Source organism: Membranihabitans maritimus, assembly GCF_021729145.1.
GTDB classification, from domain to species: Bacteria; Bacteroidota; Bacteroidia; order Chitinophagales; family Saprospiraceae; genus Membranihabitans; species Membranihabitans maritimus.
Genome location: NZ_JAJSLW010000008.1, coordinates 107241 through 120032, shown reverse-complemented (window position 1 = coordinate 120032; position 12792 = coordinate 107241). Strand labels below are relative to the sequence as shown.

At 37.0% G+C, this 12792-nt stretch carries 8 protein-coding genes and 1 other RNA gene; 4 read left to right on the top strand and 5 right to left on the bottom strand.

All coding sequences use genetic code 11. From position 1 onward, the window contains the following. Positions 1-3: 3 nt before the first annotated feature. From menD to LVD47_RS11275, 4 genes are read right to left on the bottom strand one after another with little or no spacing between them, the layout of a single operon-like run. Positions 4-1683 carry a 2-succinyl-5-enolpyruvyl-6-hydroxy-3-cyclohexene-1-carboxylic-acid synthase gene (gene menD / locus LVD47_RS11290; RefSeq protein WP_236975996.1) on the bottom strand — a complete coding sequence of 560 codons (1680 nt, stop codon included), beginning with the start codon at positions 1681-1683 and terminating at the stop codon, positions 4-6. Beyond that, the gene (locus tag LVD47_RS11285; protein WP_236975995.1) at positions 1683-2699 is read right to left on the bottom strand and encodes a chorismate-binding protein; all 1017 of its coding nucleotides are present in this window, start codon (positions 2697-2699) and stop codon (positions 1683-1685) included. Before LVD47_RS11285 ends, menD begins: the two co-directional genes overlap by 1 nt. Positions 2700-2727: 28 nt before the next feature. Further along, on the bottom strand, positions 2728-3804 hold the full coding sequence (locus tag LVD47_RS11280) for an AMP-binding protein (protein ID WP_236975994.1): 1077 nt from the start codon (positions 3802-3804) through the stop codon (positions 2728-2730). A 7-nt stretch (positions 3805-3811) separates the two neighbouring features. Continuing rightward, positions 3812-4858: an o-succinylbenzoate synthase gene (locus LVD47_RS11275; protein ID WP_236975993.1), complete on the bottom strand. Its 1047-nt coding sequence runs from the start codon at positions 4856-4858 to the stop codon at positions 3812-3814. A 46-nt stretch (positions 4859-4904) separates the two neighbouring features. Between LVD47_RS11275 and LVD47_RS11270 the strand changes: the two genes are divergently transcribed. Beyond that, positions 4905-5312, top strand: coding sequence for a hypothetical protein (locus LVD47_RS11270; RefSeq protein WP_236975991.1), 408 nt, complete (start codon positions 4905-4907; stop codon positions 5310-5312). A gap of 497 nt (positions 5313-5809) precedes the next feature. Here LVD47_RS11270 and rnpB read toward each other — a convergent pair. After that, positions 5810-6203: RNase P RNA component class A (gene rnpB, locus LVD47_RS11265), an RNA gene on the bottom strand. Positions 6204-6247: 44 nt separating this feature from the next. On the opposite strand from rnpB, the gene LVD47_RS11260 reads away from it, so the two are divergent. From LVD47_RS11260 to LVD47_RS11250, 3 genes are all read left to right on the top strand, one after another. After that, positions 6248-9658 carry a sensor histidine kinase gene (locus LVD47_RS11260; RefSeq protein ID WP_236975989.1) on the top strand — a complete coding sequence of 1137 codons (3411 nt, stop codon included), beginning with the start codon at positions 6248-6250 and terminating at the stop codon, positions 9656-9658. A gap of 49 nt (positions 9659-9707) precedes the next feature. Continuing rightward, positions 9708-10424: an SDR family oxidoreductase gene (locus tag LVD47_RS11255; RefSeq protein ID WP_236975988.1), complete on the top strand. Its 717-nt coding sequence runs from the start codon at positions 9708-9710 to the stop codon at positions 10422-10424. A gap of 78 nt (positions 10425-10502) precedes the next feature. Next, complete coding sequence (locus tag LVD47_RS11250) at positions 10503-12767, top strand: acyl-CoA dehydrogenase family protein (RefSeq protein ID WP_236975987.1); 2265 nt, start codon at positions 10503-10505, stop codon at positions 12765-12767. The last annotated feature ends 25 nt before the right edge of the window (positions 12768-12792 follow it).

Here is a 12792-nt window from a genome sequence, read left to right as displayed (position 1 = left end):
CATTTAAGATTTCGATAGATTATTAAAATAGTTCTTTAAAACTTTATCATTTTCCTTTCTAGGTGTCACAATTTCCAAAACTGCCAAACCTGAATGGGTTGCAAATTTAGAAAAAATACCTTGCAATGCCTCCAGGCTATTTGCCTGAAAACATTTGATCCCATAAGATTCAACTAAGGGTTGTATGCTCCTTGTATGTGTTGTTTCCAAAAACTCATCCAACACTTCCGTTTCCGACGGTCCTGCTATAAAACGAAATATTCCTCCTCCGGAATTATTAATTACAATGACCTTTAAATTCTCAGGTAGTTCAGATATCCAAAAAGCATTGCTATCATAAAGAAAAGAAATATCTCCGGAAATAAAATACACCTTCTCTTCCGGGGCTGCGATACTATATCCAACTGCTGTACTGGTACATCCATCGATTCCACTTACTCCTCGATTAGCAAAATACTTCTGGCCGCCTTTGCCATCAAACAAGAGGCTATACCTTATGGAAGCACTGTTTCCCAGGTGCACTGATATATCCGACGGTATATTCTGCATTAAAAACTCCCAGGCTTTTAAATCTGACCACTTGGTATTCTGCAAATATTTATCGTGATAATTCTTTACTTGAACATTCCGCTTCTGCCAGGTTTTTAAATAATCTTTACTTTTAGCCTTAAAGTTCAAAATTTTATCCAGCGTCTCTTTAGGTTCCGTATCGATAACCATCGTCAAACTACCAAATGTATCCCTCTGTTCATCTGTCTTTCCAATGTGCCAATGATTCTGAATTCGCTGACGAAGTAATACTTTCTTTATTTTTTTTGATACAATTTCTTTACCAAATGTGATTAACAGATCCGGATGAAATTCAACCCACTCCTCTTTGTCCAATGCAAAAATACATCTGTCAATTTGATGAATAAACAACGAAGGTTTATATAAATTGGAGGTATGTTCTGTAAGTACTGCAACGTTTTTTTGCTCAACTATTTTTGCTAACAATTTATTTAGATCCGGGTCAGGTGCTTTTTGTCCTACTAAAATCATCACTTTATTTGCCTGATCCCAGTTGTCTGCCAGTCTTTTAATTATATTTTCAGATAAAATTTTTTCCGAATGGAAATAGTCTATAATTCTTACATCATCCACTAATTCATATCTAAAGTCGTATAATGGTTCATCAAGGGGAAGGTTGATATGGACGGGCCCTTTGACATATCCATTCCCCATGTCTATTAATTGATTGACCTTAGCATCAATAAACCAACTATTCTCTTCCAAATACTCAGGTAAGTTAAGTGAACCCCGGATATAATTTTGATATACATTCTCTTGTCGCATTGATTGACCATGCCCCTGATCAATTAAATGAACTGGACGATCTGCCGAAAGAACAATCAGGGGAACATTTTGATAATAAGCTTCAACCAAAGCCGGGCCGTAATTCAATAAAGCTGAGCCCGAAGTACAGGTAAGAACAACTGCCTTTCCCGTTTTCATAGCCATTCCCAGAGCAATAAACCCTGCTGATCTTTCGTCGGATACTGAATACATCTTAAATCCACCATGCCCGAAGAAAGACTGTATTACAGGGGCATTCCTGGACCCCGGGCTGGCAATTACCGCGTGTATCCCTCTGGCATGAAAGATATGAACAATCCTGTGTATGATCTCCTTATCTGAATACATTACACTTCTTCTGCTTTGAGCATTTTGGATCGCAATGTACTGAATTTATATTGAAGCTCAGCCCATTCCTTTGCAGGATCAGAGTCTTCCGTTATTCCTCCACCAGCATACAAAACAGATTTGTTTTGGTATACTTCCATACACCTTAAGTTTATAAAAAACTGAAAGACGTTGCTACCATTTACAGGTCCGAGAAATCCAGAATAATACTTTCGCGGACGCCGTTCCATCTGCTTTATTAATTGAATTGATTCATTTACAGGATATCCACTTAGAGCTGGTCCGGGGTGGATGTCAAAAGGGGAACCATTAAACTGATCAATGGACCATCGGTAATGGGATGACAAATGATACACTGGACCGGCTTTGACCGGTAACGGTCCTTTTTTCACATAGATTCCCGGCGACAATTGCGTTTCAATAAAACGTTCCACAAACCTATGCTCTGCTATTTCTTTCGCTCCCCAGTTTTCCCATTTAGACGCATTTTTCAAGGTTCCCGCCAATGCGACTGTCTCCATTTTTTCACCATCGGAATGAAGTAACAATTCAGGACTTGCGCCAATCCACAACCCTGTCCATGAAGAATAGAAATAATACACAAAAGCATTGGGATAATGGAATCTCAATTTTTTAAGAAGCTCTTCAAAATCATCTAAAGAATGTGCCTCAACTTCAGAAATGGAAAAAACCAGTTTGTCTATATAACCTGTACGAATCTTTTTAACAACCTCCTTGATTGTTGTCACATAAGAATCATATTCAGTTTCTTCAGGAAAGTCTTTCAAAGTAAAAAGATCACTATTTGAAAGAAGATTCATTCCTTCTGTTACCACTTCAGCTTTCCCAAGAATTTTAATAATTGGTAAATCTTTATTATCGAATGGTGCAAAAATAAACCCCTCGGAATGATCTGCCTTATAATCGGAAACTTCTACTATATTACCACTAAGTTTATAAAAATTCTCTTCCCCGGGAAAAGAGTAAACAACTAATCCACTAGTATTTTTTTCCATACCCTCTTTCGTGATTCAAATACAAAAATTATGCAAAATAGTGATTTTTTAATAAGGTTTGAGACCTGTCAATCTTACCACTACTCGTATATTGTATTTCTCTAACAAAAAATACTTCTTTCGGTTTTTCATATTTTTCCAGTCGGGTATCCGCTATTTTCCAAATTTCATCTTCATCCTGAATTCCCCCTTCTTCAACAACTAATATAAGGCGCTGTCCCAGGGCTTTATCCGGTACTCCATAACTAAAAAAAACCTCTTCAATAAAACCAGATAACTTATTCTCAATTTTCTCTGGAAATAACTTTATCCCTCCACTGTTTACTACAAAATCCGCTCTACCCATCCATTTAAATTTTTGATCAGAAATTAATTCTACCATATCGTTAGTTTTCAAGTATTCTCTTCCTATGTGTGGTGCATGAATAATTAATTGACCGTCCTCCTGGTCAAAACGTACATTGGGAACAGCTTCAAAAAAACTTTTCTTTTCCGGATAAAGAGATTTTATAGCGATATGGCTATATGTTTCAGTCATACCAAAAGTCTCAAAAACCCGGCTTTTAATTCCAACTTCCTCCATTTTTTGTATCAAATCAGCAGAAACCGGAGCCCCTCCCAGTAAAATGAGTTCAATTTGGCCACCTTTGTTTTTTTCCGGTTCATTCAATAAATTACCAAATTGATGAGGAGTAAAAGCCGCCAAAGACAATAATGTCCCGGGAATGTCAGGTACAGAAGAAGGGGAAATCATTTTAAGGTTTAATTCTCCGGCAATAGCCCGAACTATCATCATCCTACCGGCGATAAATCTTGCAGGCATACTAAGTAGTGCATTGGTTTTGGGCTTTATCTTAAAATACGACAGTGTGGATAATGCACTGGCCCAGCAATATTCCTTTACCAAACGGATTAATTTAGGAGTGCCAGTGGACCCAGAAGTAAACCCTGGAAACTCAGCGGAATCATCAAACCAATTTTTTAGGAATAATATGACTTCCCGGTCAAAAAAATATGAAGGCAGTGAAGATATATCAGATGTCAAGATCTTATCTCGACTCCACCACTCGCCTTCAATCCAAATGCCCATTCCCGGATACTGCATAACATTTTCAATTTAGCGGTAATTTTCCCCATTTATTGGAGGGTATACAAAATACTTCTCCGCTTTTTTCGGTAAATGGCGATGATATATTATTTGTAAAAAGTTGTCCTGTCCCCAACCCTTGTGGCATACTTACATTCAAATAATCTGAAAATTGCCCTAGAATATTCAATCCCACATTGGATTCGAGCGCCGAAGTCATCCACCAACCAATTCCCCTATTGTCAGATAAAGAAATAAAATCTTCTGTCTCAGCAATTCCTCCGATCAGACTTGGTTTAAATATCAAATATTGCGGACGAATTACATCTATCAATCTTTTCTTCCATTCTTTTCCATGCAAACCGATCAATTCTTCGTCCAATGCAATGGGGACAATATTTTCCTCACAAAGCTTAGCCATTTCCTGCCATTTCCCAGTTTGTATCGGCTGTTCAATTGAATGAATTTGAAAATCGCTAAGAATTTTTAGACGTTCCTCTGCGTTCCGGGTTGAAAAAGAACCATTTGCATCAAGCCTTAATTCCAAGATATTGCCATCAAACTGGGAGCGTATATATTTTAACAATTCCACTTCATCATTAAAATTAATTCCTCCAATTTTCAGCTTTAAGCAGTGATATCCATCTTGCAACTTCTCATTGATTCTGGCAAACATTTCTGACTTAGACCCCATCCATATAAGCCCGTTAATGGGAATTTTGGTCCTTCCCGAAACAAAGTCCCCGGGGAACCATACCCTTTCCCCGTTATTCTGCAAATCCAAGTACGCTGCCTCCATCGCAAAGCGAGCTGATGGAAAAGAATTAATTCTATTAATTGTATCCGTCGTCAACGTTTGTTTTCCAAAATTATCCATAAATGATTTGAAACTACTCCCCCCATTAGCCAATTCAGTACTTAATCCTTCCAATGGAGCAGCTTCTCCCCATCCCTGGGTACCATTATCTCCTTCAAGAACCAAAATGTAGGTATTTCTTTTTCGCAATACAGATCTGGACGTTCCGGCGGGAAATTTAAAATTCAATGTTAACGGGATAATATTTAAATTCATATTTTCGTCTTGATACAAATCTGAAGTAAAAATAAAAAATTGAAGAATGGTCTTAAATGTATGTAAAAGTGTTCAAAATCTACTTTTGTTTATTATGATAATCTCCGGTTTGATTTCTTGTTCGTCTTCAAATGACTCCCTGGAAAAAGAGTTGATCGGTAAATATAATGGTCAGGTTATTTCGGCTTCTTTCAATCCTGAAGTAAAGTCTATGGCACAATCAACCCGTGTAAAATTTGAATTCAATGCTGACAATACGGCTGTTTACGAAACGTCTGCCATGGGACAAAACAGGAGAGCCGAAGGAAAATTTAGGGTACAAAATGATAGCTTATATATCTATGACCTTGGCGTAGTACCAGATGGATACTTCAAATTGACTAAACTTGATAATGGACAATGGAAATTGAATGGGATAGGAAACTTCCTTCTGACCCCGGTTGATAATCAATGAACAATAGCACTGGATATTTTCAAAAGTGAATTAATTTCTCAACACATAATGAGCTAACATTCAATAGGAAGAGATTGAATGCTTTGATAAAATGAATTTCCCGGAAGAAACACGGATTTTTGTTGTGGTTTTAAAAATCACTAAAGACGTCAAAACTTGTTTCTGTTTCCAAATCATAGCACATTCGAAGTGACGATATTTGTAAAAAGATGTACCAATAATGATATTGTATTTATATATAAATTCCCGTATCCATTAGGCCATCAGCTACAAACACTAACACTTATAGTAATTAGGATACTTTCATACCACGGTAGAAAGCATAGTTAGAAACCCTGGATCAATAGAATATATACGAGGAAATGGGAAGATTCAAAACTTTGTGTTTCGCACATAGTAATAATAAGGGGAATCATTTATTTTAATGACAAAAAAATTAAATACTGATCAATAATGGATTCTACTACTTTATAAACATCCATATCAAAGATTTGTAAAAAAGTTGTAGCCCTGTAAACCGGATTCTGTCTAGTCCTATCATTTATCTAGCTCCGACGTCACCATCGGAGTCAAGCTGCCGACCCCTTACGACCTTAAAAATTTAAGCCCCGGCGAGCAACCAGGTATGTCATCAAGACAAATCGAAATATATTTGGCATTTCAACCCACAAGGTTTACCCCAAAATACCATTGCTGGTATTCTGCGTGCGCTCTTACCGCACGATTTCACCCTTATCCCACAAGCCTGCGGGACGGTATATTTTCTGTGGCACTGTTCTGTTTCTTCCTTTGAAGAACCCACCCGTTAGGTGGTGTGGCGCTCTACGTTGTCCGGATTTTCCTCTCCATATGATAAAAAAATCATTGTGGAACGATAGGATAGGCTACAACTTATTAAATATTATAATTATATATTTACATCTAAAAATAAACCTTTGCGAATACAAAAAATAAATATCATTATTGGTTCACTAGCCATGCTTTTTTTTTGTACTGCGCTGCTGACCTCAATTTTCAAAGATAAGTTATCCAATCCTGAAAATCTTAAAAAAGTTTGGGAAAGAAACATTCTTTCTACGTATTCATCACTAAATGAAGTAACTAAAAATGATGAAGTAATCAAACTATTGTCCGATTTCCCTGATTCGGGACAGACCTCGGATATTCGGGAATTTTTCAGTGCATTTGACCTAGGGAAAGGTTATACTATAAATTTATGGAAAAATGACGATTTAAAGTACTGGAAGAACCGGGATTTTAATTTTCAATTTGAAATTATTCCCCGGTCAGATACGGTAAAAATCCTGACCAAAGACCATGAATATTTTGTAAAAATTGAACTCGCTGCAAAATCTACTGATAATATCAGTGTAGTTTATATCAATAGTTTGAAAAATTTAGCCCCGGCTAAAAACACATCCCAGATAGAAGTTACTTTACCTCTTGAGGATATATCAGATGTAGTAACTAAGAGTAGTCAAACCAGGTATGATATTGTAATTATATTTTCATTCCTTCTGGGATACTTCCTGGTGATTTCATTTATTTTCAACCTGTCAAGAACCTACATTATAAAATGGGGTTTTAAAACGGTTGTACCCATAGTAATCAGCTGCCTGGTTGTATTGAGAATTCCCAGCCTGTTTTACCCTCTTCACACTTCTTCGAACTTAATTATCTTTAAACCCTATTTCTTTAGCCCTGAAGTTAAAATCAGTCTGGCCGATACGATCATCAACATCATTACGCTATTAGTATTTTCTATATTTTATTTTAGGGACTTTAAGAGTTTTTCATACGATAGCCTTTCGAAAAACAGGAAGTATTTTTTCACAATAACCGGATACCTTATATTTTGTTGCTTGAGTATGTTCTATTGTTTATTTATAAAGGCCATTGTAAATAACCAATATATCCCTTTAGACATAAACATAATTCCTAACCTGGACGGGAATCATATCATCCTTTTCTGTGCTATTTTTCTCTTGTTAATAGCATTGTTTGGCATAACCATTAGAATATTCCTTTCAATTCGATCTTTCGATCTGGCCTGGGGAAAAAAACTCGGGTTATTTACTATTTCAATGCTAATTAGTTCGCTATTTTTTCTCATAGATCCTGTAGAATTGAATATTTGGATTTGGATGTTTTCTCTATTGATTACAATGCTATTATTTGATTTATTCCTGGATACTACGTTAAGGGATTTCACCTGGATTTCGGTATGGTTGCTTACGCTTTGTCTATTTACAACGGTTCTATTTTTTCATTTTTACAAGACCAAAGTATCTAGCTTATCTCAAGTTGTATTAGAAGAAAAAATAAATTTTCCCGATTCTGTCCTCATTAAAGCCATTGAACAAAAACATCCTCAATTTAATAACAATTTAGCTGCATACACGGCGCTCAATGACATCATTTTTGAGAAGCCCATCATTCAAAAAAATTATGATATCAGGATAGTTGATTCAATACAAAGCCATGAGCCTGATCTTATTAGTAGCGACAACGATGCTTTTACTATTTACAGTGACTATAATTGGCCTATATCATATTATTTTCAGAACAATAAAGTCACCTTAAAAGCTACGTTAAAGGTTTCCAGTCTTGACTACCAAAATAACCTATCATCCGGAAAGCAAAAATTCTACAATGCCGGAGATTGGACCATTTATAAAGGAAATAAAAACTTAATGGCAGAGAGTTTATTTTTTCCGGACAACCTTACCCAGTTCAATATATCGGACTCAAACAACACAAATTTCGTCAATGGAAATACCCTTTATTCTTCAGCACGGAACGGAGAATTTACAATTATAGGAAGGCAGAAATATAATGATCTATTATTGCCTTTTTCATTTTTTTCATTCCTATTCGTTTTTGCTCTATTCATTCTCGCAATATTAGTGGGGATGCAATCTATATTTAAAATTTTACCATCAGAATTCAATCATTATCTTATAGAAAATCTTACTATAAGAAATAAGATTCAGTTTTCCGTACTCTCCATTTTGGCCGTTACATTTGCTATAATCGGAATTGTAAGTTCGAATTTTTATAAAAGAACTTATAAAGAGTCCTTGCGAAATACTGTAAAAGAGTATTACCAACAAATTCATAAAACGAAATTATCGAATTCCAACCCTTTTGAACTAGTAAGGAGCCTTCCGGGCAATTTCGTGCTATATGACCAATCTGGAAGATTAATATCTCAAAATATTTCATCGAATGACACCCCCAAAAGAATGGAGTTCAACACATTGGCAAAACTTAGAGGATCCGATTACGCTCCGTTACTCGACGAGTCGGACCATGAAGAATTAATTTTACCTTTAACCAACAATCAAAATCTCTCATTTCTCGTATATCCGGAGTTCAAAAAAGTCCCTTCCGGATTTTATAATTTTCTCAACTTACTATTAAATGCCTTTGTTTTCCTACTTCTGATTTCATCAGCCCTATCCTACTCCATATCCAATTCTATAATAAGTCCTATCACTGAATTGGGAAAGAAATTAAAAGAATTTTCTCTCGGAAAGCAAAATGAGACGCTCAAATGGAATCAAAGTGACGAACTTGGAACGCTCATTCAGGCTTATAATGAAATGATTGGTAAATTGGAACACAGTGCCGAATTATTAGCCCATACCGAACGGGAGGTTGCCTGGAGGGAAATGGCAAAACAAGTGGCACATGAGATAAAGAACCCCCTTACGCCTATGAAACTCAGTATTCAGCATATGGAACTCCGGATACAAGAAGCCAACGAAGAAGAAGCCAGGCAAATCGTCAAAGAAGTCTCCAGTGTATTAATAGAACAAATTGACAATTTAAGTCGTATCGCCAGCGAATTCTCTTCTTTCGCCAAACTACCAAAACCGGAATATGAAGAAATTCTGCTAAACGATTTGGTCGCCTCTGTTCACGATTTATTCCAAACACGAACAGATATTAAGTTTAATCTATATGTGCCAATAGATGAATTATTCGTTAAAGCAGACCGTACGCACCTTGTCCGTGTATTGAATAATCTGGTAAAAAATGCTTTACAAGCGATCCCCTCCGATAGAAAAGGACATATTTTTATTCGTTTAAAAGAAGAAGATCAAAAAGCAATTGTACAAATTGAAGACAATGGAAAAGGGATACCCGATGAACTTAAAGAGAAAGTATTCTTTCCCAATTTTACAACCAAATCTTCAGGTACAGGTCTCGGGTTAGCCATTAGCAAGAATATTATTGAGACTTTCGGAGGCACAATATCATTTATACCCAATAATCCTCTGGGCACTATTTTCACATTTGAACTTCCCCTGGTTGAAAATGGGAATATAGAAAAATCGTAAACAATTTTTGTCCATATCTACTTGAACTATTAAATAAAGATCTAAACAAATGACAAAACTCAAAAACAAAGTTGCATACATTACAGGTGGGACTAAAGGTATTGGGCTGGGGATAGCCAAAGAATTGATAAAATTAGGTATGCGAGTTGCTATTTCAGGCAGGAATTATGCAGATGTAAATGTAGTAGCCAAACAATTAGGAGAAGTGGATGACCGGGTTCTTCCATTAGAATCCGATGTACGTAACATAGAGGATGAAAAGAAAGCTGTGCAGACAATTATAGATAAGTGGGGACGACTGGATGTGCTAATTGCTAATGCAGGATTAGGGAAATTCGCCCCGATCTCAGAGATGTCGATAGAAGACTGGAATTCTACTATTGATACTAATTTAACCGGGGTATTTCACAGCGTAAAGGCCTCTGTAGAAGACATTAAGAAGTCCAAAGGCTACATTATTACGATTGCCAGCCTGGCCGGGACCAATTTCTTTGCAAGAGGAGCCGCTTATAATGCCAGTAAATTTGGCCTTGTCGGTTTTTCACAGGCGATAATGCTAGACCTAAGACAAGACGACGTCAAAGTCAGTACTATCATGCCCGGTTCCGTAGCTACCCATTTCAACAACAATGAACCCGGAGAAAAAGATGCATGGAAAATCCAACCTGAGGATGTAGGGCAATTAGTAGCAGACCTTTTGAAAATGCATCCCAGGACCTTGCCGAGCAAAGTGGAAGTACGACCTTCGAAGCCACCAAAAAACTAGTAGACCTCAATAACTGATCAAAAACCAGGGAAACAAAATATATTTTTTCATTATTTTTAATGGCAAAGTCAAGAAACTATGGTCACCACCGATTTATCTCCTGCTGCTCAAATCTATATACCTTTTTTATATATTATCTGGGCAGATGGTTTATTGACGGCTTCCGAATTATCCGTTATCAGATCAGTAATTTCGGATGATCCGCACCTCAGAGGACAAGAAAAAACTATCCTTCTGGATTGGTTGCATCCCGGACAACCACCGGCTGAAACACAATTCGAAGAGTGGAAGCAACTGATAGAATTACAGAATGCCAGCATTTCATTGGAGGAGGAATTTCCCCTTGCAAGTTTTTCCAGCCGCTTTTTACCAGAGAAGACCAGTAGTTCTTTAAATATACAGGGGTTGGAAAAAATCGAATATAATTTAGGCATCCAGCCGAACCAATACAAGCATTTATTTACCGTTGATATTCCTGAAAGAATAACAGAAAGTTCGTTTTCTGAACAAAGGATGTCAAAAGTCTTGAAAGGGAAATACGCCACAACCATCAAAAAAGTTCAGGTATTGACAGAAAATGAACTTTTTGATTGGACCATAACAAAAGATAAAACTTTCCACCGCCAAAAAGTATCCGCCCAACTTCAAGAAGTAGGTAAACACGGTTTGGGAGCTGTCTCCTATTCCCCTGATTACGGCGGAAAAAGTGACTTGCAGGCCTATGGACATATTTTTGAACAATTAATGTTTGTAGATGGAAGTTTAGCTGTGAAATTCGGAGTTCAATTTGGTTTATTTGGTGGAAGTGTATTTAGTCTTGGAACCAAAAAGCATCACGACAAATGGTTAAATAAATTAGGTCAGGGAAAACTTCTCGGATGTTTTGCAATGACTGAAGAAAGACATGGATCCAACGTGCGAGGATTGAAAACAACAGCTACCTATATCAAAGAAAACGATACTATAGAAATCAATACACCTTCCTCCCGGGATTATAAAGTCTATATTGGAAATGCATTAGAAGCAAAAATGGCGACCGTTTTTGCCCAATTAATTGTAAATGGGACTAATGAAGGCGTTCATGCAATTGTAGTTCCTATTCGCGATGAAAGCCATAATCTCCTTCCGGGCATCAAAGTAGAAGACAACGGCTACAAGCATGGACTTAACGGTGTAGACAATGGAAAAATCTGGTTTGACTCTGTTCAGGTACCCGTTGACCATTTACTCGATCAGTTTGGTCACATAAAAGATGGCAAGTACTCATCTAATATAAAAAATCCTGATAAAAGATTTTTCACTACACTGGGCACCCTCGCCGGGGGAAGAATATGCGTTGGGAAAGGAGCGAATGCAGCGGCAAAATTGGCACTTACAATTGCAATAAAATATGCATTAAAAAGACGACAATTTGGCTCTGAAATCCACAAATCGGAAACAGCCATAATAGACTACCCGACTCATCAGATGCGTTTGTTCCCCAGGTTAGCCAAGACTTATGCGATCCATTTTGCACTTGAAGATGCCATGAGTGAATATTCTGCCCTGGGCATACATGATGACAAACGCAAACTGGAAACCCAGATAGCTGCACTTAAGTCTATAGCCACCTGGCACGCCAATCAAACCGTTCAGGAATGTCGCGAAGCATGCGGCGGAAAAGGATACATGAGTGAAAACAGGATACCCGACCTAAAATCTGATATTGACATTTTCACGACATTTGAAGGCGATAATTACGTTTTATTACAATTGGCTGCCAAGGGAGTTTTGTCAGAATTCCAAACCGATTTTAATGCTGAACATTTTACCGGTGTAATTAAATTTTTACGCAGAAAATGGTCTGATTTATTGGTATCATACAATCCAATCTTTACTTCGAACATAGACCTCTCCCATTTATATAGCAGATCATTTCATATGGATGCATTTTCGTACAGGCGGAGAAGATTAACCTTTTCTATTGCACAAAGGATCAACAATTTATTTAAAAAAAGGGTAAAACCCTATCAGGCGTTTTTGAAAGTACAAACCCATATGATTAATCTGGCAAAAGCCTATGGAGAAGAATTAATTCTCATTTCAATGCATAAAGTTATATCAGAAACTGAAGACGAAGATGTAAAATTTATGTTGAAGAAATTAAGTGCTTTGTATGCTTTATCCACTATCCTGGAACACAAAGGATGGTACCTGGAACAAGGATACATTAGTGCCAAAAAATCCAAGGCTATCCGACAGTTAGTTCATCGGCATGCCCAACAACTCGTACCCGATGTCAATGCATTGGTCAACGCTTTCGGAATCCCCGGAAAATATATCAATCTACCTATTATGAGTTAATTTAGCAGCTAAAGAATGAATAAAT